The 23,983-nt window shown below is 31.1% G+C and carries 24 protein-coding genes; 7 read left to right on the forward strand and 17 right to left on the reverse strand.

What is annotated here, in order from left to right:
* Window positions 1-230: 230 nt before the first annotated feature.
* Window positions 231-1,316 (reverse strand): succinylglutamate desuccinylase/aspartoacylase family protein, encoded by a 1,086-nt coding sequence (locus tag Q0O83_RS03425; RefSeq protein ID WP_294094212.1) that lies wholly within the window; start codon window positions 1,314-1,316, stop codon window positions 231-233.
* A gap of 332 nt (window positions 1,317-1,648) precedes the next feature.
* Here Q0O83_RS03425 and Q0O83_RS03430 point away from each other — a divergent pair, with 332 nt between their 5' ends.
* Window positions 1,649-2,227 carry a DsbA family protein gene (locus Q0O83_RS03430; RefSeq protein WP_294094213.1) on the forward strand — a complete coding sequence of 193 codons (579 nt, stop codon included), beginning with the start codon at window positions 1,649-1,651 and terminating at the stop codon, window positions 2,225-2,227.
* 41 nt (window positions 2,228-2,268) lie between these two features.
* Here the strand turns inward: Q0O83_RS03430 and ilvA are convergent, their stop codons facing one another.
* From ilvA to hpt, 11 genes are all read right to left on the reverse strand, one after another.
* Window positions 2,269-3,477 carry a threonine ammonia-lyase gene (gene ilvA / locus Q0O83_RS03435; protein WP_294094215.1) on the reverse strand — a complete coding sequence of 403 codons (1,209 nt, stop codon included), beginning with the start codon at window positions 3,475-3,477 and terminating at the stop codon, window positions 2,269-2,271.
* 82 nt (window positions 3,478-3,559) lie between these two features.
* A complete protein-coding gene (locus tag Q0O83_RS03440) occupies window positions 3,560-4,465 on the reverse strand; it encodes a DMT family transporter (protein WP_294094343.1) in 906 nt (301 codons plus the stop codon).
* An 18-nt stretch (window positions 4,466-4,483) separates the two neighbouring features.
* Window positions 4,484-8,764 (reverse strand): PolC-type DNA polymerase III, encoded by a 4,281-nt coding sequence (locus Q0O83_RS03445; RefSeq protein WP_294094344.1) that lies wholly within the window; start codon window positions 8,762-8,764, stop codon window positions 4,484-4,486.
* A 48-nt stretch (window positions 8,765-8,812) separates the two neighbouring features.
* On the reverse strand, window positions 8,813-9,376 hold the full coding sequence (locus Q0O83_RS03450) for an RNA methyltransferase (protein ID WP_047384043.1): 564 nt from the start codon (window positions 9,374-9,376) through the stop codon (window positions 8,813-8,815).
* An 8-nt stretch (window positions 9,377-9,384) separates the two neighbouring features.
* Window positions 9,385-9,903 (reverse strand): gamma carbonic anhydrase family protein, encoded by a 519-nt coding sequence (locus Q0O83_RS03455; RefSeq protein ID WP_294094217.1) that lies wholly within the window; start codon window positions 9,901-9,903, stop codon window positions 9,385-9,387.
* Window positions 9,893-10,618 carry a tRNA (guanosine(37)-N1)-methyltransferase TrmD gene (trmD, locus tag Q0O83_RS03460; protein WP_294094219.1) on the reverse strand — a complete coding sequence of 242 codons (726 nt, stop codon included), beginning with the start codon at window positions 10,616-10,618 and terminating at the stop codon, window positions 9,893-9,895. Before trmD ends, Q0O83_RS03455 begins: the two co-directional genes overlap by 11 nt.
* Window positions 10,619-10,628: 10 nt before the next feature.
* Window positions 10,629-11,144, reverse strand: a complete 516-nt coding sequence (gene rimM, locus Q0O83_RS03465) for a ribosome maturation factor RimM (protein WP_047384037.1) — start codon at window positions 11,142-11,144, stop codon at window positions 10,629-10,631.
* A gap of 25 nt (window positions 11,145-11,169) precedes the next feature.
* Window positions 11,170-11,409: a KH domain-containing protein gene (locus Q0O83_RS03470; protein ID WP_294094221.1), complete on the reverse strand. Its 240-nt coding sequence runs from the start codon at window positions 11,407-11,409 to the stop codon at window positions 11,170-11,172.
* 30 nt (window positions 11,410-11,439) lie between these two features.
* Window positions 11,440-11,679, reverse strand: a complete 240-nt coding sequence (locus Q0O83_RS03475; protein ID WP_047384033.1) for a DUF4911 domain-containing protein — start codon at window positions 11,677-11,679, stop codon at window positions 11,440-11,442.
* Window positions 11,680-11,761: 82 nt separating this feature from the next.
* A complete protein-coding gene (gene rsmA, locus Q0O83_RS03480) occupies window positions 11,762-12,553 on the reverse strand; it encodes a 16S rRNA (adenine(1518)-N(6)/adenine(1519)-N(6))-dimethyltransferase RsmA (RefSeq protein ID WP_294094223.1) in 792 nt (263 codons plus the stop codon).
* A gap of 21 nt (window positions 12,554-12,574) precedes the next feature.
* Entirely contained in the window at window positions 12,575-13,099 is a 525-nt protein-coding gene (gene hpt / locus Q0O83_RS03485) for a hypoxanthine phosphoribosyltransferase (protein WP_294094224.1), read from the reverse strand.
* Between the two features lie 161 nt (window positions 13,100-13,260).
* Here hpt and Q0O83_RS03490 point away from each other — a divergent pair, with 161 nt between their 5' ends.
* Genes Q0O83_RS03490 through Q0O83_RS03515 form a run of 6 tightly spaced genes read left to right on the forward strand, consistent with a single transcriptional unit; the run spans window position 13,261 to window position 18,524 of the window.
* Window positions 13,261-13,962 carry a PASTA domain-containing protein gene (locus Q0O83_RS03490; RefSeq protein ID WP_294094226.1) on the forward strand — a complete coding sequence of 234 codons (702 nt, stop codon included), beginning with the start codon at window positions 13,261-13,263 and terminating at the stop codon, window positions 13,960-13,962.
* Window positions 13,963-13,997: 35 nt separating this feature from the next.
* A complete protein-coding gene (gene rsgA, locus Q0O83_RS03495) occupies window positions 13,998-14,864 on the forward strand; it encodes a ribosome small subunit-dependent GTPase A (RefSeq protein WP_294094346.1) in 867 nt (288 codons plus the stop codon).
* A 49-nt stretch (window positions 14,865-14,913) separates the two neighbouring features.
* Complete coding sequence (gene rpe, locus Q0O83_RS03500) at window positions 14,914-15,555, forward strand: ribulose-phosphate 3-epimerase (RefSeq protein WP_294094348.1); 642 nt, start codon at window positions 14,914-14,916, stop codon at window positions 15,553-15,555.
* The gene (locus tag Q0O83_RS03505; RefSeq protein WP_294094350.1) at window positions 15,555-16,232 is read left to right on the forward strand and encodes a MarR family transcriptional regulator; all 678 of its coding nucleotides are present in this window, start codon (window positions 15,555-15,557) and stop codon (window positions 16,230-16,232) included. Before rpe ends, Q0O83_RS03505 begins: the two co-directional genes overlap by 1 nt.
* Window positions 16,232-17,860, forward strand: coding sequence for an NFACT family protein (locus tag Q0O83_RS03510; protein ID WP_294094228.1), 1,629 nt, complete (start codon window positions 16,232-16,234; stop codon window positions 17,858-17,860). The genes Q0O83_RS03505 and Q0O83_RS03510 overlap by 1 nt, the downstream gene beginning before the upstream one ends.
* A 31-nt stretch (window positions 17,861-17,891) precedes the next feature.
* Entirely contained in the window at window positions 17,892-18,524 is a 633-nt protein-coding gene (locus Q0O83_RS03515; RefSeq protein WP_294094229.1) for a murein L,D-transpeptidase catalytic domain family protein, read from the forward strand.
* A gap of 49 nt (window positions 18,525-18,573) precedes the next feature.
* Here the strand turns inward: Q0O83_RS03515 and Q0O83_RS03520 are convergent, their stop codons facing one another.
* The 5 genes from Q0O83_RS03520 to Q0O83_RS03540 form a co-directional block, all read right to left on the reverse strand.
* Entirely contained in the window at window positions 18,574-18,924 is a 351-nt protein-coding gene (locus Q0O83_RS03520; RefSeq protein WP_294094230.1) for a hypothetical protein, read from the reverse strand.
* Entirely contained in the window at window positions 18,921-19,985 is a 1,065-nt protein-coding gene (locus Q0O83_RS03525) for an ABC transporter permease (protein WP_294094231.1), read from the reverse strand. Before Q0O83_RS03525 ends, Q0O83_RS03520 begins: the two co-directional genes overlap by 4 nt.
* Entirely contained in the window at window positions 19,985-21,007 is a 1,023-nt protein-coding gene (locus Q0O83_RS03530; RefSeq protein WP_294094232.1) for an ABC transporter permease, read from the reverse strand. Before Q0O83_RS03530 ends, Q0O83_RS03525 begins: the two co-directional genes overlap by 1 nt.
* The gene (locus Q0O83_RS03535; protein ID WP_294094233.1) at window positions 20,991-22,592 is read right to left on the reverse strand and encodes a sugar ABC transporter ATP-binding protein; all 1,602 of its coding nucleotides are present in this window, start codon (window positions 22,590-22,592) and stop codon (window positions 20,991-20,993) included. Before Q0O83_RS03535 ends, Q0O83_RS03530 begins: the two co-directional genes overlap by 17 nt.
* A 71-nt stretch (window positions 22,593-22,663) precedes the next feature.
* Window positions 22,664-23,842, reverse strand: coding sequence for a DUF3798 domain-containing protein (locus Q0O83_RS03540; RefSeq protein ID WP_294094234.1), 1,179 nt, complete (start codon window positions 23,840-23,842; stop codon window positions 22,664-22,666).
* Between the last annotated feature and the right edge of the window lie 141 nt (window positions 23,843-23,983).

The following is a 23,983-nucleotide window of genomic DNA, read 5'->3' on the forward strand; positions in this document are numbered from 1 at the left end:
ATTGCACTCTCTAACGTCAACTCTCTAGAAAAGGCTGCTGTCGAAAGTAATACCAATAGCCCTAATAATTTTCTCATCGACTTCCTCCTTATAAATCATTTTAAAACTCTCGCTGAGTTTAGAGTTTTTTATCCCAAAACATTCTATTTTTGTTATGTGTATTTTATGTGTAATACCCTATATTTTATGTGTTTTTTACAAAAAAAAGGAGCTTTACAGCTCCTAAAAATTTATTTTAAAACTTGATCTTTATCATTTGAATTGTACTCTATAACTCTTCCTAAAGAATCTCCTGGCTCACTATAAGGATAATCTTTTACACTTGCTACAACTCCTGTGTTTGGTGATTTATATTCCATAACCACATTTCCAAAAGCATCATATTGAACAAATAAAACATCATCTTTTTTAACTTTATCCATTACCTTTACCTTAGCCTCTACAAACCCACCTTTTTCAGCTCGAATACGACTCCACGTATTTCCATAGAACGTTTCTACTTTTGAGTTCGTCTCCTTAGCATCTAAATAGTTCCAATGAATAAGATTATTTAGTACCCCATCTGTTGCTCTAGCTACTATCTCTGCCTCTTGAGTTTCTGAAGAACCTAATTCAAATGTAATACTAGGAATTCCCAATTGAACAAAAGAAGTTTCCACTGATCCATTCTCACCATTGTCCATCTTTACTATATCTGATCCCGTTAATTCAGCCATCTTCTTTATCTCTGTATTTCTAAAATCAGCGTATACAAATAGTGGGAATTGGCTTCCTTTTCCACTTGTATGTAGATCAATTACCTTATCCGCATTTTTAGATAATAAATTTTGCCATAGTAATGTTGAGTATTTTTGATCAACAGTAGTTACCTTTCCAGAATCCATCTGTCTATTCAAATCTGATGTATTCTCTGAATTTCCTCCGAACTTATATCCTCTAGTATTGTTTAACAATCCAGGAATATTCATTCCATGAACTATAGTAACTGTTCCCTTAACATTCTTAGGATTTAACTTTTCTTTTACTTTATATGTTGCTAAAATAGGGTTCAACTCGTTTCCATGAACTCCAGAGTTTACTAAAAATTTTCCACCTGATTTTTCTCCCTTTACAACAGTAACTGGAATATACCAAGGGCTACCTAAACTATTTTCTGTTCCTTGGAAAAAGAACTCATGAGTTTTCCCAACTTCTAAATCAGTTACATCAAGATTTGTTATTATATCTCTTCCTAAATATTTTCCCCCAGTATACTCTGTTTTAGCTAAAGTAAGTGCTGATAACGATAAAAAAGTTAATAATAAAGTTTTTGACATTTTTGTCCTCCCGATTTTTTTAGTATCTACCCCAAAAGAAAAGGCATACCAAAAAATGGTATGCCTTTGAGAACTTAATTAAAATCTTAATAAGCGTATTGTTATGGCAGCGTCACAATACTTAATTCACAGGATCACAAGATCATAGCCCTCGGCCTTAGGCTCCCTTTGTGGAAGTGAACTAACCTCTCTTCTATTGTTAGCAGGAGTATACTATAAAAATAATTTTTCTGCAACCATTTTTTTGAGTTTTTTTATTTTTTAAAGGATAATTTGAAAATATAGTGTAATATTATTCATAGTAACTTTATTGAAAATATTAGGAGGAAAACATGAAAATAACTATAATTTTAGATTTTATATGCCCGTATTGTTTTGTAGGAGAAAAAATTCTTGAAAAAGCACTTAAAGAAAAAAATATTACTTCGGAATTTAAATTTTTACCGTATGAACTTTCTCCAGAACCAAAACCACAAGCCGTTGTGAATGAAGCTGGAAAAGCATATTTTCAGAAAAATATTGTCGAGTGGGCAGAGTCTGAGAATATTTTAATTAATTTCCCAACTGTAAATCCTAAACCTCGAACAGCTTTAGCCTTTGAAGGATTATATACAGCAGAAAAATACAATAAAGGAATTGAATATATCCGTGCTGTTTTAGATGCCTACTGGATTTCTAATAAAAACATTGGAAGCATTGAAGTGTTAACAGAGATTGCTAAAAATTTAAATATTCCAGAAAATGAGTTCTCTGAAGCATTAAACTCTAGAAAGTTTAAAGAGGAGCACTACAAATTAAATTTAGAAGTTTCAGATTATGATTTTGATGTAGTTCCTACATTTTATATAGATGAAGTTCAACTAGACAATTTCCCTAGAAGAATTGAAAAGTGGTTAGAAATTTTAAATTAACTAAGATAATAAAAAATGAGAGGAAATCCTCTCATTTTTTATTAATACATTCTATAACCCATAGATGTTAATTTTTCTTTTACTCTCTCTTGATGCTCTTTGTCAAAGCATTCTAAAACAAAACTTGCCTCTTGAGAAGTAATTCCTAAGTTTGGACTATACATAGTTTGATTAACACTTAAAATATTTGCATTCATCTCACAGATTGCCGCAACTACTTTAGCCATCTCTCCAACTTTATCAGATAACTCTACTGAGAAAGCAAATCTTCTTCCTTCTAAGATTAAGGCTTTATTCAATACTCTTTCAACTAGATTTATATCTATATTTCCACCTGATATAACTGCACAAACTTTTTTGTTTTCTACATTTATTTTTCCTGCTAAAATTGCAGCTACTGTTGTAGCTCCTGCTCCTTCAGCAACAACTTTACTTTTTTCCATTAGGAATAAAATTGCCTTAGCTATTTCATCCTCAGTCACTGCTACAATTTCATCAACGCACTCTTGAACTATTTTAAATGGTTCACATCCTGCTTTTCTAACAGCTATTCCATCTGCTATAGTTGGCTTTGTTGAAATCTCACAAACCTCTTTCATTGCTACAGCTTCCATCATTGATGCAGCATTTGCAGCTTCTATTCCAATTACTTTTGCTTCTGGTCTTAATGATTTTATAGCTTTAGCTATTCCACCAATAATTCCTCCTCCACCGATTGGCACTAAAACAACATCTACATCTGGAATATCCTCTAATATTTCTAAACCGATTGTTCCTTGTCCTGCCATTACAAATTTATCATCAAAAGGGTGTAAGAAAGTAGCTCCTGTTTCTTTTTGAATTTCACAAGCTTTTCTATACGCGTCGTCGTAAACTTCTCCCTCTAAAACTACTTCAGCTCCATAAGATTTAGTTGCTGCGATTTTTGCTAAAGGTGCTGTTGCAGGCATAACTATTGTTGCTTTTATTCCTGCTGCGGCTGCTCCTAGTGCAACTCCTTGTGCATGATTTCCTGCCGATGAAGCTATAACTCCTGCTGCTTTCTCTTCAGCTGACAGACTAGCTATTTTATTTAAAGCTCCCCTTAATTTAAAAGATCCTGTCTTTTGTAAATTTTCTAGTTTAAAGAAAACTGAGTTTCCTGTTAACTCTCTCAATGTTGGACACTCCACTACAGGTGTTCTCTTTAATGAATCTTTTATAGTTTCATTAGCTTTTAATATATCCTCTAAGGTAAAATTGCAATCCACGGTTCAACCCTCCAAAATTCATTATTACATAACTTTTAATAGGTTTATTATATATTTTTAGGACAACTTTTTCAAGCTTTTTTTAGTTTTTTTGATTTTTAGTGATCTTATATATTGTAAATAGTAATATTCCTGCACTTACAAACTGAATTGGTGACAATATTTTTTTGTTAAATATATAATCAAAAACTATTGAGGATACAGGAAAACATAGCTCACACATTGTCGCTATATTAGCTCTTATATGTCTAAGTCCTAAATAATAAAGTAACACTGCTCCACTTCCTGTAGTTAAACCAATAATTACAAATATTAGCCATTGATCTGGAGTTGTTTTTAAGAACCAACCCATATTACCATTAAATAAAACTATTGCTCCTGTAATTATAGAGGTAAATAGATACCTAGTATACAGTGCCGTTCTAAATGAAGAGTTCGCTAATATTTTTTTACCAAACACTGTTGAACTTCCAAAAGAAAAAGCTGCTAGCATAGCGTATAAACTAGCTATTCCAACTTTATCCCCAGCTTCAAAGTGTGGCAATGTAAATTGGAATGTCAATAAATATCCACTTATTAAAGCTGCTATTGCCCAGAATATAAAATTCTTTCCAACCTTTTCACCTAGCAAAACTCTTGCTAAAACAATAGCAAATACTGGTTGTAATTTTTGAAGTAAAGTTACAACAGTTAAATGATTAAAATTAACTAAAAATAACGCTTTAACTATCGATAGCGTCCCTAACGCTCCTCCAAATAATGCTATTAAAAAATAAAAGAATAGATCCTCTTTATTTAATTTTTTTATATTAGCTATCTCTGACTTTCCAAATATTAAACTCATTCCTAATAATGGAAGCAGATGTAATACAAATACAACATAAGCTACATCTAGCTTAAACAATCTTGGTGTTAATACTATCCCGTCAAATCCCCACATAGTTGCAGCTAAACATATTAGTCCTGCTCCTAAATATTGTTTTTTTATATTAAACACTTTTTCCTCCTAGAAAAATAAAGTTGTCTGATTTGTTTCACTTAAAGCTTCAATACAATTCAACTCTTTTAATTTATCAACTGTCGTTTGAGATGTTTTTGTTCTTCTTTTTAAATCTTCGTAAGAGATAAATCTTCCTAACTCTCTTTCTCTTATGATATTCTCCATAACAGAGGCTCCTAATCCATTTAAAGCCATCAATGGAACTCTTATTTTTCCATCCTCTATCGTGAATCTGTATCCATGAGATTTATAAATATCTAAGTTTAAAAATTCAAATCCTCTTGCATGCATCTCTACTATTATTTCACATACTGCAAGTTGAGCCTTCTTCTTTACATCTAGCTTAGGTTCTCTGTTTAACTCTTGTATTTTTTCTCTTACACTCGTTAAATCTTTCATAAGTTCAAAATCAAAATCCTCTACTTTTCTACTTAAATATGCTGCATAGAAAGCTAGTGGATAATGCACTTTAAAGTATGCTATTCTCATTGCCATCATAACATAGGCAACAGCATGTCCTTTCGGGAACATATACTTTATTCTTCTACAAGATTCTATATACCATTCAGGAACTCCATGCTCTTTCATTAAATCAGAATAGTCTTTCCATTGGTTCACATTTTTACTTGGCTGTCCTTTTCTTACAAACTCCATTATTTTAAATGCTGTTCCTTTTTCAAGACCTTGATCTATTAAGAAGTTCATAATATCGTCTCTAACCGATATTATTTGTGACAGTGTTGCTTTTCCTTCTCTTACAAACTCTTGGGCGTTATTCAACCAAACATCTGTACCATGAGAAAGTCCTGAGATTCTTACAAGCTCAGCAAAGGTAGTTGGCATCGTATCAACTAGCATCTGTCTTACAAATCCTGTTCCAAACTCTGGAACACCATAAGTTCCTACTATTGATCCAATCTCCTCTTTAGTTACTCCTAGAGATTCTGTTCCTGAGAATATTTTTATAGTCTCTGGATCAGCTAAAGGGATATCATAAACATTTACTCCAGTATATTCTTGAAGCATTTTTATAGTTGTAGGATCATCATGACCAAGTATATCTAATTTTACTAACTGCTCATCCATTACGTGATAATCATAATGCGTTGTTGTCGAATCACTATTTTGATCATTTGCAGGTCTTTGAACTGGACAAAACTCATATATTGAATTTCCTTGAGGTACAACTATCATACCACCTGGATGCTGTCCTGTTGTTTTCTTTGCTCCTTCACACTTTTGAGCCATTCTCATAACTTCTGCTCTACCAGAAATTACATTATGATCTTCAAAGAATTTTCTTACATAACCTTCTGCATTTTTTTCTGCTAAAGTTGATATAGTTCCAGCCTTAAATACATTACTTTTTCCAAATAACTCTTCACAATATCTGTGAATTTCAGATTGATACTCTCCTGAGAAGTTAAGGTCTATATCTGGAACCTTATCTCCATCAAATCCCATGAAAACTTCAAACGGAATTGAATGACCATCCTTTTTTAATCTTTGACCACACTTCGGACAATCCTTATCTGGTAAATCGACTCCAGCTCCCTCTCTTTCGATAAACTCTGAATGTTTACACTCGGGATTTGTACATAGATAATGTGGATATAAAGCATTAACCTCTGTTATTTCCATCATATAAGCTACTATTGAAGATCCAACCGATCCTCTTGAACCTACTAGATATCCATTATCAAGAGATTTTTTTACTAACTTTTGTGCTGATAGATATAATACAGAGAATCCATTTCCTATAATAGCCTTCAGTTCTCTTTCGATTCTAGCTTCAACATTTTCAGGTAAAGGATTTCCATATAGTTCATAAGCTTTCGTATATGTCATATCTCTTACAATATTTTCAGCATTATCTATTTTTGGTGGATAGAATCCACTTGGAATAGGTTGAACTTTTTCGATTTTATTGTTTATCTCATTTGTTGCTTCTATAACAATCTCTTTTGCAATATCTTCACCTAAATAATTAAACTCTTCTAAAAGCTCTCCTGTAGTTCTAAAGTAGAATCCATTATCAACTCTATATTGATTTTCTCTAAATACACTTCCACTACCATAAAGCAGAATTGATCTTATTTTATGATCCTCTTTCTCTAAGTAATGAACATTTGATGAAGCCGTTACTAACTTTCCATTCTCTTTAGCTAAATTATACATATATCTATTCATCTTCTCTACATCTTTAAACGAAGCTATTGCTCCTGTTTCATCACTGTCTAAAAATTCTGAAAAGGCGATTCTTGGTTGTAATTCAACATAATCATAGAAGTCTAAACATCTTTTTACTTTTTCCAAATCATTTCTGAAATATGCTTCTGAAAGCTCTCCACTATTTGCAAAATGAACTGACGTCGGTGCTCCTAATATAAGCCCCTCTCTATTTTCATTTAATACAGTTTTTAAAATTCTTGGTTTTTTGTTTCCAAAGTAATCAATGTGAGCTTCTGAAATTAACTTATAAAGATTTTTTAATCCCGTTAAGTCTTTTACTAAAACCATAACATTTCTGATATCCTGTTTTCTGAAGTTTAAAGGAAAGGCTCCTGTCATATTAAGTTGATTTGTTACTCCAATCTCTAAGTATCTCTCTAAGAATATTGCAAACATAGCAGCTGTAGCTTGTGAATCGTCAACAGCTCTATGGTGATTTTCTAAGGCAACTTTTAAGAATTTTGTCATAGGTTTTAATCCATACCCTTTTTGATTAGGATACAAATCTCTTGCCATTTGTAGTGTATCTATAACTGCTGGATTGTAATCTACATCTAGATATTTTTTTATATCTCTTTTCAAGAATCCCATATCGAAAGGTGCGTTATGAGCTACTAAAGTGGCATCTCCTAAAAATTCCATAAATTTAGGTAATACCTCTTCTATCGAAGGCATACCTGCTACTAAAGCATCGTCAATCCCTGTTATCTCTTGAATCTTTTTAGGAATTGGCTTTCCTGGATTTATAAGCTGAGAATATCTATCTACAATTCTTCTTCCTTGAAGTTTAACAGCCCCTATCTCAATAATCTCATTTTTGTGTGAGTTAAGACCTAAAGTCTCTAAGTCAAATACAACATACGTTTCTTCATCTATCAAAACATCTTTTGCATTTTGTACCATCGGTTGAGTATCATCAACCATATACATGTCACATCCAAAAATAATTTTTATATCTTTTCCTTTAGCTGCTTTATATGCAAATGGGAAAGCATGAACAACACCATAGTCTGTTATTGCAACTGCTTTATGACCGTAATCTAAAGCTCTTCCTACTATCCCCTTCACATCCTCTACTCCACACATCTCACTCATCTTAGTATGTGTATGTAGTTCTACCATTTTCTCTTCAGCTAAATCTTGTTTTTTAGATTTTTGTTTGTCTAATTTATTTAAAATATTAACTAATATTATCTCTTCGTTATTTTCAAAAGTGTCTATCTGTTTTTTTCCACTAATTTTTACAAAATCTCCAACTTTAACATCAAAATCTTCTGGACTATTTAAGAAAATTTTTGCAGTTATTGAATCTTCACCATCTGTGATTCTCAAAATTTGAAGAATTTTTCCAGTTCTTAACTCTCTTCCATCAGTTGCAAAAAGTTCCCCTTCTATAACTGCAATCTCATTCTCTATAAGTTCTTTAAACTCTGATAATGGCATGCTTGGACTTTTTATATCTTTCTTTTTACTGAAGCCACCTCTTCCTGTTGGAACAGCTGATTTAATTTCAACAGGTGGTGTTGCTACTTTAGGAATATTCTCTTTATCATCTTCTTTAGCACTTAAAGTTATTATTTGATTTTCAATCTCAGTTTCTATAGATTTTATCTCTGAATTAAAGTCTCCCGAAACGAAATTAACTTTAAACCCTTTTATTCCATAGTTCTCTAAAAGAGATTGTAACTTTACATCTAAATTTGAACTATAAAGTGTTTCAACTGCCATCTCATTTTTTAACTCAATATTGACACTATTTTCTTTAATAGAAACTCTATAAAGATATAAAAATGATTTTGAAATAGCATTTGTTTTTTTAAGTTTTTCAATAACCCTCTCAACAATCTCTAAAAAACTTTCCTTGCTTATCTCTTTAGACATATACTCTATTTTAAAATCTATATCTAGCTCAGTTCCAAACTTCTTTTTTAAATTTTCATAAGCCTTATCCAATCCTTTTAAATCTTGCGGAGTAGAAACCACACATATCAGATCCATCTTTTTATTTCTTTCACTAAAAACGATCTCTGTAATTTCAATATTTTCAATCCCCATCTCTTTAAAAATATTTCTTTGAGGTCTTATTCTAATTTCTCTTCTCAATTAGTTTTCACCTAGTAATCTATCTAAAATAATCGAAACTGCCGATCTAACTGATAGATGGTTATAGTCTGCTGCTCCTCTAATTGGTTCTAAGATGTAATCTGACATATTCATAACCTCGTCGATTAGCCCCCATCCTGTTCCAAATAAAATTAAGTATGGTTGGTCATCATTTATCATCTTTTCAGATAAATTTTTATAGCTTATTGAGTTTGGGAATGTTTTTGCTGATGTTGTTATTATTAAAGGCTTCTTTCCTTCTCTAGCTTCTATCTCAGCGATACTTCTTTCGATAGATTCATAAACTCTAGTTCTTCCGAAAGCTTCCTCTCTATCTCTATTGTATCCTGTTCCAAATCCATCTTGCCAGTAACCAATAATTCTTTCTGTCAATTGTTTTTGTGCATCCACAGATACTATTATGTGATATTGATTAACATCATAAGTTCTACAAGTTCTTGATATATCATGAATATCAAAATTTGTTACTGATGTACATACTACGTCCCCTCTTTTATTGTATACAGGCGAGTGAACTAGTCCTAAATATATTGCTTTTCTCATTTCTTTACCTACCCTATTCTCTCTAATTTTTTATACATCTCTATCTTGTCTAAGTAAACCTGATTTGCATATTGCAAATAATCTACATTTTTATCAGAAAGTTTTTTCACAACTTTTGCTGGAGAACCCACAATTAGATCCCCCTCCTCTGCAACTAACTTATCTGTTACTAAACTTCCAGCTCCAACAATACAATTTTTAGGAATTTTAGATCCGTTTAATAAAATTGATCCCATTCCAACAATAACATTTTCTCCTATTTCACAACCATGTATTACACAGTTATGACCTATTGTTACGTTCTTTCCAATGATTACTGGAAATGGTGTATCCCCATGAACTGTTGTATTGTCTTGAATATTTGAATTATCTCCAACTGTAATTTTACTCATATCAGCTCTTAAAACTGCTGAAAACCAGATACTTACATTTTTTCCAGTTTCAACGTTACCAATTATTGTACTACTTTCAACTATAAGATTATTCTCACCAATTTTTGGAACTAAATCTCCTAATTTATATATCATTTTTTTTACTTCCTTTTATCTCTTTTAAAAGCTTAATCTCTAACTTTGAGAATTCACGATCTTTTAATAGTTCTGGTCTTCTTTCCAAAGTTCTTTTTAAACTTTGCTTTAATCTCCACTCATCTATATTTTTATGATGACCCGACATAAGAACATCTGGCACCTTTAGTCCTTCATATTCAGCTGGTCTTGTATAATGTGGGTAATCTAAAAGTCCATTATAAAAAGAATCATTTTCATAAGACTCTTTTTTTATAACTCCGGGAATCAATCTTATTATTGAATCTGATATTACCATTGCAGGTAACTCTCCACCTGTTAAAACGAAATCTCCTAACGAGATCTCTAAATCAACTTTGCTATCAATAACTCTTTCATCTATTCCTTCGTAGTGACCTGCTATTATTGTTATCTCCTTTTCTTGAGCTAAATCACAAGCTAACTTCTGATTTAATCTAACTCCTTGAGGAGAAGTGTAAATTACCTTTCCACCATTTTGCTCTAAGGCTTTAAGTAGCGGTTCTGGCTTCATAACCATTCCAGCTCCTCCACCAAAAGGCATATCATCACACTGTCTTTGTTTTCCCTCAGCAAAGTCTCTTATATTAACTATATTAATCTCTACTTGCTCTTTTTCCACAGCTCTTTTAACTATACTATGCTCTTTAAACGAGTCAAAAAACTCTGGAAATAGTGTTAATATATTTATTCTCACAACTTTCTCCTTAGTCTTTCTTTTTTTCTCTCATTCCATCAATTAATGAAACTAGAATCTCTCTTTTTTCAAAATCTATTTTTTTTATGAAAACTTCTACATCAGGAATCATAGTCTCATACTCATCATCCTCTATAACATATATATCATGAGCTGCAGTTTCATAAACATCTACAACCTCTCCAATATTTTCTCCATCCTCTGTTATAGCTTTCATTCCTAAAACATCGTTTGCTAAAAACTCATCCTCTTCGATTCCTAAGATATCTCTTCTTACTTTTATAACTCCATTTTGAATTGAGTTAGCATCTGTTTTATTAGTTAACTCTTCAAATTCAAGAATCCATTTTTTATCTACCATATTTGAGGCTTTTTTTACTGTTAATATTTTTACATCACCTGAAGGTAACTCTACCATTACTTTACTTCCATTTAAAGGCTCTAAATCATCTAAATTTGACGTTACTTTTATAGCTCCTTTTAAGTGATGTGTTCCTGAAACTCTTCCAACTGATAATAAATCCATTTTAATTCTCCTTCAAAATTAGTTCTTAGTCTACAAATTCAACATTTACATTTAATCTATCTTTTACTCCTGCAGCTTGCATAACTCCTCTTATTGCATTAGCTGTAAGTCCATTTTTTCCTATAACTCTTCCCATTTCACCTTGAGCTACACTAACCTTAAATGTTACTGTATCATCTATTAAATCATAGCTTATTCTTATTCCCTCTTTTGTTTCAACTAACTCTCCGATTATATAGTTAATTAATTGCTCTAATTTTTCCACGATATATCCTCCTAAGTTCTTATATTATTTTTATAACTCTCCAGACCAAGGTCCTTCTGAAACAATTTCTGCTTTAACCCATTTTCTATTTAAATCTTCAACAATCATTCTTACATCCTCTTTGAAATCGGTTGTTGAAACAATCGATAAATCTCCTGCGTCAGCATTTTTTGTTCTTACTACTCCAACACCTTCATAAGCTTCCATTATTTTATTTATGAAATCTATATCCTCACGCTTCGTTTTTATTTTAAATTCATAACTATCCATTCTTACTCCTTTTTTAAGCTAAAAGGAGGCTTTCAAAAATTAGGTAACCCCTCTTTTATCAACGCCTCACTTATTAAAAGTTTTATTCTTCTTCAAATACCTCAGCTAACTCTATAAACTGCTCTATCGTTAAATTCTCTGCTCTCTCTGTCTCTGGTATATCTAATTTAGCTAACTTTTCTCTAATAGAATCTTTAGAATATCCTAAAGTTGTTAGGTTATTTATGATATTTTTTCTTTTGTTAGAGAACGCTGCTTTTACATATTTAAAAAATAGTTCTTCTGAAATTCTACTTTCATATCTTTCATCCTTATAGAACTTTATCGACATAAAAGCTGAATCAACTTTAGGTGGTGGGGTAAAGAATGCTTTTGGAATTGTAAATAGGTATTCTGCTTCACCATAATATTCTACAGCTAAAGTTAAAACACTTCTCTCTTTTCCTGATTTTGAGCAAACTCTTTCTGCCACTTCCTTTTGCACCATTATAAACATTTCACTGATTCTATCTCTGTGATCAATTATTTTATTTATAATTGGTGAAGTTATGTAATAAGGTATATTTGCAACAACTCTTGCTTTTTCTGTTACCTCTTTTAAATCTACTGTTAAAACGTCTTGCATTATTAGATTAAATTTTGGATTTGATGAATACTTTTTTGTTAAGATTTTTTCTAAGTCAGTATCAATCTCTATACAAGTTACTTTCTCAGCACTCTCTAAAAGTAAAGCTGTTAAAGCTCCCTCTCCTGGTCCAATCTCAATTATATGCTCATCTTTTTCAACATTTGAAACTTCCATTATCTTATTCAAAACATCGTTTTGATCTGTTAAGAAGTTTTGTCCAAATTTTTTCTTATGTTTAAAGGACATTTTACCTCCTTTGATTTCTATTTATTTTCTAACTACTTTTCCGATATAAGGAAGGTTTCTGTATAACTCATCATAATCTAATCCGTATCCAACAACAAACTCATCTGGAATTTCGAATCCGATATACTCTCCAACCATTTCAACTTTTCTTCTGCTTGGCTTATCTAATAAAGAACAAACTTTTAAACTGTTTGGTTGCTTTGTCATTAAGAACTTTTTAACAGATTCTAAAGTTAATCCTGTATCTATTATATCCTCTATAATTAAAACATCTTTACCTGTTAAGTCTGCATCAACATCTTTTAAGATTTTTACTACACCTGTACTGTCAGTTCCTCCATGGTAACTAGAGACTTTCATGAAATCCATCGCTAAATCCATTTCAACATTTTTTAATAAATCTGCCATGAACATGATTGATCCCTTTAGTAAACCTACGCAAATAAGATCCTTACCTTTGTAATCCTTTTCAATCTCTTTTGCCACTTCTCTTACTCTAGCTTGTAAATCGTCCTCAGAAATCATTTTCTCTATTGTGTAATCCATTTTTCCCTCCTAAATTTCAAATAATAGTTTACAAAATATTCTATCATTTAAGCTACTATTTATCAAGTAATTATTGATATTTTAGTGCCACTATGATATTATTTTAGAAGTATTTAAAGTATTTTATTATTTAATTTCACAGTACCAATTTAGGAGGAAAAATGAAAAAATATTTAGCATACTTGCTATCTTTTATACTTGTTATTTTTATTTGTTTTTTTAGTTTTAATATATTTTTAAAACTATCTTTTAATAAAAGTTTCTATTCGTTACCCAATTTAATTGGAATGAATTTAGCTACAATTAAAAGAATTGATTCTATCGACAAGGTTAATGTTATTGTTGCTGGAAGTGACTTTTCTGAACTTCCTGCTGGAACTGTTTTTAGGCAAAACCCTTCTCCTGAAAAAACTGTGAAAGAGGGGAGAACTGTTAGAGTTTGGTTGAGTAAAGGTAAGGATAACTATATCATGCCAGATTTTACCAATAAAAACTTAATTGAGGTTTCTGCAAAATTACAAGAGGATGGAGTAAAAATAAGTAAAGTTTCTTATACGTCTTCAAATTTACCATATAACACAGTATTAGCTACAACTCCTTCTCTAGGACAGAGTACGCAAAAGAATAAGGGGATATCTCTTCTTTTAAGTAACTCTAACTCTGTAGCATCTGTAGAAGTTCCTGATACTATCGGTTTTACCTTTGAAGAGGCAACTAATGAGTTGATTTCAAAAGGACTTATCATAGGAACTGTTCAAGAAAAAGCAATTCCAGATTTTGAAAAAGGAATTGTTATCGAAACTACAAATATCGGTGAAACTGTTCCTGCTGGAACAATTATTGATATAATTGTCAGTTATTAACTTAAGGAGTGTGAATTATTATCGAAGGTATTGTTATTAATAAAATTCAAGGATTCTATAATATCGAAAGTAATGGCAAAGAGTATCTTTGTAAATTAAGAGGTATTTTAAAAAGATCTGATAAAAGAGAAAATTGTACTGTTGGAGATTACGTAGTTTTCGACGAAGATGGTTTTATTACAGAGGTTAAACCTAGAAAAAACCTTTTAAGAAGACCCTTAGTTGCTAACATTGATTTTGGAGTTATTCAGTTTGCCGCAAAGGATCCAGCTATAGATTATGAAAAAATAAACATTCTTATTTTAAATAGTTTATACAATAAAATAAATCCAGTTTTAATTATCAATAAAGTTGATCTATTATCTCAAGATGAATTAAATGAGATTAAAAGCAACTTAGAATATCTTTCTAAAATCAAAATCCCTGTTTTCTATATATCTACATATGAAAATATTGGTATGGAAGAGCTTAAAGACTTCTTAAAAGATAATGTTACTGCTTTTGGAGGTCCTTCGGGAGTTGGAAAATCAAGTATTTTGAATCTTTTACAAGATTCAAGAGAGTTAAAAACTGGAGAAACTAGTAAAAGATTAAGAGCTGGTAAACATACAACTAGAGACAGTAGACTTCTTACTCTTCCAAGTGGAGGTTTCGTTATCGACACACCTGGATTCTCATCTGTGGATCTTCCTCCAACTGAGGATGCTCAAGAGTTAATCTCTCTTTTCCCTGAATTTAACTTAGGAGAAGGTTGTAAATTTAACAACTGTGTTCATATCAATGAACCACAATGCGGAATAAAAAAAGCTGTTGAAGATGGAATTATTCCAAAAGAAAGATACGAATTCTTCAAACGTTGTTACGAGAAATCTAAAAACGAAATTTGGAACAGATATAAATAATTATCTATTTAAAAATGTATTTAACACTATAAGGGAGTGAATTTAAATGATACAAAAAGAGATTAAAATAGCACCATCTATACTTTCAGCTGATTTTAGCCAACTTGGTAATGAAGTTATGGCTATCGACGCAGCTGGAGCTGACTACATACATATTGATGTTATGGACGGAATGTTTGTTCCTAATATTACTTTTGGTGCACCTGTTGTAAAATCAATTAGAACTAAAACTAAATTAGTTTTTGATGTTCATCTTATGATTGAATCACCTGAAAGATATATTGAAGACTTTGTAAAAGCTGGAGCTGACATTATAGTTGTTCATGCTGAAGCTACAAAACATCTTCATAGAACAATACAACTTATAAAATCTTTCGGAGTTAAAGCTGGAGTATCTTTAAATCCTGCAACTCCTGTGGAAGCTATTAAATATGTTATCGATGAGCTAGATATGGTTTTAGTTATGTCTGTTAACCCTGGTTTTGGGGGACAAAAATTTATTGAAAGTTCAGTTAAAAAAATCGCTGAAGTTCGTAATTTAAATGAAACTGTTGACATTCAAGTTGATGGTGGAATCACTGATGAAACAATCGGAAGATGTATTGAGGCTGGAGCAAATGTATTTGTTGCTGGATCATATGTTTTCTCAGGAGATTACAAAGAGAGAATAAAGTCTTTAAAGGAGAGATAATTATGAATAATATAAATAAAGTAAATGACGTTTTAGAAAATTTCTATAAACTTTTCTATGAAACTGAAGATCTTGCATTAAAAAGAGGAATAAAATGTATCACTCATACTGAGTTACATATAATCGAAGCTATTGGAAAAGAGTCTTTAAGTATGAATGAATTATCTGATAGACTTGGAATCACTATGGGAACTGCTACTGTTGCTATCACTAAATTGAGAGAAAAAGGATTTATTGACAGAGTTCGTTCGGATGCGGATAGAAGAAAAGTTTACGTTTCTCTTTCTAAAAAAGGAATTGAAGCTTTAAACTATCACAACAACTACCACAAGAATATTATTTCTACAATCACAGAAAATATTCCAACTGCTGATCTGAATCACTTTACTGAAACTTTTGAATTAATTTTAAAAAATTTAAAAGATAAAACTGAGTTTTTCAAACCTCATTCAGTTACAGAGTTTGCTGTTGGATCACTTGTTTCTATAACTGAAGTTAAAGGAACTCCAATTGTTCAAGACTATTTTGCTAACAATGGAATCGAGCACTACTCAGCTGTAAAAATCATAGAATCAGAAGATAAAGATAAAGTAGCTCTTGAAAAAGAAGATGGTTCTATACTTAAAGTAAATCTTTTAGATGCAAAAAATCTTATCGCTATCAAGGTTGAAGAGTAATGTTATATCTTGATGGTATCTCTTTAAATAAGATTAAAGATGAATTAGAAGCATCTTTAAAAGGAAAAAGTGTAAATAAAATAGTTCAAACAAGCTCTTTAGCTGTGACTATAAACTTTGGGAAACTAAGATTTGTTCTTTCATGTTTCCCAGCACTTTCTCTGTGCTACTTATCTAATACAAAAGAGGATAATCTTTTAGAGGAAAACAGCTCGTTCTCTTTAAATTTAAAAAAACATATAGTTGGAGCAACTTTATTATCTATTAAACAGATTGACTTTGATAGAATCTTAGTATTTACATTTTCAAAATTAAATGAACTTGGAGAGATTAAGATTTATAACCTATATTTTGAGATGATGGGAAAACATTCAAATTTAATCTTAACAGATAAAGATAATAAAGTTTTAGATTCTATAAAACGTTTTTCAATTGAAGAGAACCCAAGCAGAGTTCTTTTCCCAGGAATTGAGTACTCTACTCCATCTCTAGAGAAAAAAATGAATCCTAGTACTATTACCAAAGAGTTCTTTGATTCTGAAAGAGAATCTAAAACTTTATTAAGAAATGTTGAAGGTCTTGGAAAATCTCTTGCAAACTCACTAGATTCTTTTGAAAACTTAAAAGAGATTTTAAACGATAAAATATCTCCTAAAATATTTTTCAATGAGCACGATGAGATTATTTTAGCTACGGTCTTAAATATAGAACCTAAAGAGTATTCAACAGTTAAAAATTATGATAGCTTTAACGATTTAATAAATTTCTATTTAGAAAATAAAAATCTATCAAACACTTTTAAAATATTAAAAGATAAATTAACTGCTTGTGTAAAAAAAGAGATAAAAAAATCTGAAAAGATTATTATTTCAATAAAAAAAGATTTAGAGGATAAAAAAGATTTTGATAGGTATAGAGAGCTTGGTGATATTCTAGCTGCTTCTCTTTACTCATTAAAAAAAGGTATGAAAGAAGTTGAGTTATATGACTTTTATAACGATACAATGTGTACAATACCTCTAGATCCTTTAGTTTCTCCACAAATTAATCTAGAAAAAATTTATAAGAGATACAATAAATTGAAAAAAGGAATGGAGTTTAATGGAAAGAGATTTGTTGAAATCTCTGAAAATTTAAAATATTTCCTAAGTGTTGAAACGTTTATCCAAAATAGTGACTCTAAAGAAAATCTAAAATTGATTGAAGAAGAACTTTTAAACGGTGGATACTTAAAAGTTTCATCTAAAATAAAAAAGAAAAAAGTACCTAAAAAAATAGTTACTAGAACTTTTAATTTTGGTGAGATTACTATTGATAACATCTTAGTTCGATATGGTAGAAACAACCTAGAAAATGATGCTTTAACAACTAAATACTCTAATAGAGATGACATCTGGTTCCATTGTAAAGATATGCCTGGAACTCATGCTGTTGTGAATCACTCTGAAGTTTTAACTGAAGAGGTTATCTACAATATCGCTGTTTTCTGTGGACAGCAATCAAAACTTCCAAAAGGAACTAAACTAACTGTTGATTATACTCCAATAAAATATTTAAACAAACCTAAAGGTGCTAAACCTGGTTTTGTTACATATAAAGTATTTAAATCTATCATTGTAACAATATAAACACGAATCAAAATTATTTCTGGGGTGGTTTATGAAACAAAAATTAATAGCTTTATTTTTCATATTTTATATTACATCTTTAGCTTCTACTTCTTCACTTTATAAGTCGTTAAAACTTAAAGATAAAATGACATATGATGTTTTTAAAAATGCCGTAAAAGGTGCTTCTAAAATTAAAGGAAATAAATCCCAATATTTAACAGTTATCGATTTTACTAAACCATCTACTGAACCTAGATTTTTTGTTATGGATTTAAAAAAGAAAAAACTTCTTTATTATACATATGTTTCACACGGAAAAAATAGTGGGAAAGTTTTAGCTACAAAGTTTTCTAATGCACCAAACTCTTTTCAAAGTTCATTGGGATTTTTTATGACCGACACAAAACCTTATGTTGGAAACTTCGGATACTCATTGAGGTTAAAAGGCTTAGAAAACAGATTTAATTCAAATGCATACGATAGAGCTATCGTTATACATGGAGCAGACTATGCTTCTAAAACATATATTGATCAAATGGGATTTTTAGGGCGAACTTTGGGTTGTCCCGCTATCCCTACAGAACTTTCAAAAGAAGTTATTGATCTTTTATCTGATAACTCTGTTGTGTTCATTGCAGGAAACGACTCTAAATATCAAAGAGAAAGTCGTTTTATTAACTAAATAAAGAAAACAGAGAAAATCGACTGAAGATTTTCTCTGTTTTTATTTTCTAATACTGCCCTATCTCTTTCATCCAATTCTCTTCAGAGTTTAAAAACTTCTCAATTTCAACTTCAACCCCTCTGTTCAACGAAAAGTTTACTGCTGCCTCTTTAATCTGTTCGCCATTTTCAATTATAAATTTCTGATTTTTCCCTTTTAGTTCAACTACTACTTTTCTATTTTTATTTATCTTTCTATCCTTTTCTCCCGAAATTTTCAACACTAAGTTTTTACTTTCTGTTTTATCATTATAAATATTATTAAAAATCAAAGTATGCTCTTGTCCTGTCGTATATAAAAAATAACTTACAGCTACTAAAGCAAAGAAAAAAGATATCAACCCTACAGTTTTTCTCATATATTTCCACCTCTTTTCTCTCTTTCTCTTCTCCACTCATGCATAACTAAAACCAAAGCGATTATTCCATAAGATATAAACACTCTGAAATACTCTCCAATTTGTGCTGAGCCCATCAACTCTTTTCCTGCCACAGGAGAGATTATAAACATCAAGTGAAAAAGAACTATACCAGTTATTGCATTTGGAATACTTGCTTTTACAGCTGAAGCTCCACCTATTAAAAGAGCCGCTATAGAAAACATTCCAATCTGCTCATGACTATTATAAGTATTCATCGTTCCAATATTTTGAAGATATATTATCTGACCAAATCCAGCTAAAACAGTAGAGATTACAATAGCTAAAACTCTTGTTCTCTCAACATTTATTCCTGCTGCTCTTGCTATATCTATATTTTGTCCAACAGCCCTCATATCTTGACCTAATTTTGTTTTTCTAAACCAAACGATAAAAAAACACAATAGAATAACAAGTAGAAAAGTTGATACTGGTATTTTCTGTCCAAATATATTTATCTCTAAAAGAGCATCTAATCCCCTTCTAACACCCTGTAAATCTATAGCATTTCTAATTCCACTTCCTCTTGAGAGTATCAATTTTGGATTTGAAATTTTTATAACACTTCCCATTCCATATAAAACTACAAGTTGATATACTCCATTCATAAACAGTGCTAATATCATTGAAGTTATCATCTCTTTTCCCTTAGCTTTATTCAATATATTTCCACTAAAATACCCCAGTAACATTGCAATAGGTGCTGATAAAATCATAGCTAAAAATACCCCCTGATAACCTACAATTCTCCACTCTGTTATAAAAATCAAAGCTATCTGCCCTGCCATTGCACCTAAGACAATTCCAAAGTTCAATCCCATTCCAGCTATTATAGGAATAAGTAATGATAATACTAAAAATAGATTTCTATTTAATCTTAAAATCATCTCTTGCAGAAGATAATTTAAAGTCAATTTTGAAATAGGAACTATTAAAATTAAAAAAAATAGTATAAATAGTGGTACAATATTTTTTTGAAGAAATTTTTGCATTCTATCCATTAATTAGCCCCCCCTTTTCTCGTCAAAGCATAAATTATCATTCCATTAGAAATAATAACTCTTATCGTTTCAGACATATCTGTTTTTATTAAGCCGCTAATAACTACAGGAGTCATGGTTATTACTCCTTGAAACAGAATCGTTCCAACCAAAACGTTTATTACACTTGCTTTTTTTATTGATGCTCCACCTATCAATATTGCTGCTATCGCTGGAAACGCCATGTAAAAAGGTGCTAAATAAAGCTGAATAAATCCAAAACTTTGTTGATAAACAACTATTCCTATCGCCGCTATAACAGTCGACATAATTACAGAGTTTATTCTTGTTTTATCTATATCCACACCAATTGATTTAGCAAACTTTTCATTTACACCAACAGCTTTCATAGCCAAACCATTTCTAGTTTTAAAAAACTCTCTAACTAACACAGCTAAAAGTAAAAAGAATATCAATTCACCTATATAACTATAGTTTCCAACATATGGAAATATCTTCCCTAAAATTTTACTCCAATACCCTTCTACACTTATTGTCGTTCTAAGTCCCTCTCCACCATAAGCCCAAATCATATCTGATTTTTTAAAAGGAAGTATCAACCACATAATACACATAAATGCAACTGATGAAAAACCAACATAAGTTGCTATCATCATCTCTCCACCCTTCACTCTATTCAATATAACTCCATAACCATAACCAAAGATTATCGATATTGGAATAGAGATTGCAATAGCTCCTATAAAACCTAGAATACCTGTCAATCCTAATTCAATACTTATAACTGCACCTAGTAAACCGGCTTCTATTCCCAGTGGCATACCAAAATTTAATCCAGTACCTCCTTGAATCATAGGAATCAAAGATAAAACTAAAATTATATTCATTCCAACTCTTATAAAAGTATCTTGAAATGCTGATTTTAAATTTACGCCAACAAATGGAGCTAGAATATATAATGATGATAGAAACAATGCTATAATTATCCTCGGCAATCCAATTTCACTAATTTTTTTTATCATCTTTTCCTCCCTTTACTCCTGTCATAAGTTTTCCAAACTGAAGTATATCGTCCTCTGATGAAAGTATCCCTGCAATCTCTCCCTCTGTTACAATAGCTACTCTATCACATACCAATCTTAACTCTTCTAACTCTGATGAAGTTAACACAATTGTCATTCCACTATTTTTATTATATTCTTTCAAAGTTTCTAAAACTATTTTCTTAGCACCTATATCAATTCCACGTGTCGGCTCTGAAATAAATAAAAGTTCAGGATTCATTGTAAATGCCTTAGCCAAGCATACCTTTTGCTGATTTCCTCCACTCAGTTCACCAACCTTCTGATATCCTCCAACACATTTAATCTCTAATTTATCTATATATTCTTTTGCATTTTTCTCAATCTCTTCATCATTTATACTTTTTAGCAATCCAAAAATTTTATTTTTTAAAAACTTCTCTTTTATATATATAGAAGGATACGCTATATTTAAATTAATATTTTCATCGAGTATCAATCCGACCTCTTTTCTATCCTCTGAAACAAAATATAGTCCTTTCTCTAAAATTGATTTTGGATTCTTTAAATTTAAAACTTCACCTTTATATCTAATCTCCCCCCGTGCTTCATACAATCCCATGACACCATTTGCAATTCCCACTTTTCCTTGCCCTGCCATTCCACCAAGACCTAAAATCTCTCCTTTTCTAACTTTTAGATTTAAATTTTTAACCTTTTCTCCTGGCATATCTACCCATAAATTTTTTATATCTAAAATTATTTCCGAATCTATAATACTTTTTATCTCTTTTTTTTCTCTACCTCCAATCTCTCTACCTATCATAAGTTTGGTAATCTCATCTACATCAGTCTTTGAAGTTTCAACCTCACTCATCATAACTCCATCTCTCAATACTATAACTCTATCTGAAACCTTCATTATCTCATCTAATCTATGAGTTATAAAGATTATTGCAATTCCTTCGCTAGAAAGTATTTTCATAGTTTCTAATAGTATTTCAGCTTCTTTCTCTGTCAAAACAGCTGTTGGTTCATCTAAAACTAATAGTTTAGTATTTTCTCTTTCTATCTCCCTTGCTATCTCAGTAAACTGCATGTGTGCTACAGGCATCTCTTCTACTTTCGTATTTACATCTAAATCTATTCCCAAATGAGAAATCGCAACTTTAGCTCTTTCACTGTCTTTTTCAAAATTTATTTTGCTTATTCTTTCTCCAAAAATCTCTTTTAAATATGACTTCTCCAAACTTTCTCTGTTCAAAACAATATTTTCTGAAGCCTTAAATCCTGGAATTAAAGAAAACTCTTGGTGAACCATTCCTATTCCGGCATTTAAGGCATCAAGAGAATTTTTAAAGCTAACCTTTCTCCCTTGAAAAAACATATCACCATTATAACCACCCGTTTCTGAAATCACAGACATTCCAAATATTATTTTCATTAAAGTTGATTTTCCAGCTCCATTCTCTCCTACTAATCCTACAATCTCACCCTCTTTTATTGTAAAATTTATATCTTTTAATACTGTATTCTCTCCAAAACTTTTAGAAACACCTGATATTTTAAGTAACTCATTTCCCATTTTTTCACACTCCTTTAAACTACTAAAAAAATTGACCACTAGATTTAGATACTAGTGGTCAATAGCTTCAATTATTTTATTGAAAAATATTTTTCCGGAACTTCTAGCTCTGTCATCTTTAAATATCCTTTTCCTAATACATACGTATCTTGATATAGTAAATAGAAATTCTCTTTTTCTACTCCTCTAACATCCACATAGTTACTTCCATTCCACTCTGCTCCTGGAGTATTTTTATCTAAAACTGATTTTAAAGCATCAAAATTATCAATTTCAGCTTTCCCTTCAATAACCTCTTTTGCTAAATCAACTAAAGATAGTGTCACTGAGAAGTTATATGAGTAAGCCCATGTTCCCATTCTTCCAGCTGCACCCTTATCTGCAACTGACTTTTCAACTTTTTCTAATATTTTTGGCCAATTCCCTTTTTCATCTTCACTGAATTGGATTCCTAAAGCTCCAGGATATCCCATTGTAGGTGATGGTAAATCTGCTTCAACAAAATATCCACCTAATTCAGCTACTCTTTTTAATAGTGGCTCTGTATGTGCGTCATTAGTCGCGAAGAATGCTGTCTTATCTCCATATCTTTGAATCCAATTTGGCACCTGCTCTAATATATATTGTTGAGCTCCTGCTACTCCAACATCACTCACTGGATCTGGAGCTGTCATCTCAATAAATTCCATCCCTAAATCTGCTGCTGCAACTTTCATAATATTTCTTCTTTTTGATAACAGCTCATAACTCATATGTCTAGGGAAAGATATATGCATAAACTTTTCTGCCCCCATCTCTTTAGCTGCTTTTACAATTAGATACCCTCTAGCTATACTATCTGGATTTACAACTAAATCAGACACCTCTCCTATCATCTCTGGGTCTTCGTGTGGTGAGTTTGCCAGTAATAATATATCTGGTCTTTTTTCTCTTATTCTTCTAAAAGCTTCAACTGTTCCAGGGATAGCTTCTCCTACAACTACAGCTTTCATTTTAGGATCATCTGCTAAGCTAACCATTTGAGAAATTGTAGTTTCCATCTCTTGCATAAAGTTATCTGGATATGTCACATGTACAATCTCTCCACCTTTATCAGCTGCTCCGTAAAGTTTTATAGCTTCTTCTGCTCCTCTTAATCCATCTTCAGACTGTGATACCGTTCCTGTTATTACTCCTATGTGATATGCCTCTTGTGCAAATCCAACTAAAGAAAATAAAAAACTCATTAATAATACAAATATTTTTTTCATTTATCTCTCCCTCCCTATATTTTTTTCTTTGAATAAATATATTTCAATTTAAAGTTTTTTAAAAATATATTTTTGTTATATTGCTATTGATAAGGTATATAGTTAGTAGATATATAGAAATTGCTTTTTTATCTATACTAT

Origin of the sequence: uncultured Cetobacterium sp. (assembly GCF_945952365.1) — a bacterium.
Taxonomy (GTDB): domain Bacteria; phylum Fusobacteriota; class Fusobacteriia; order Fusobacteriales; family Fusobacteriaceae; genus Cetobacterium_A.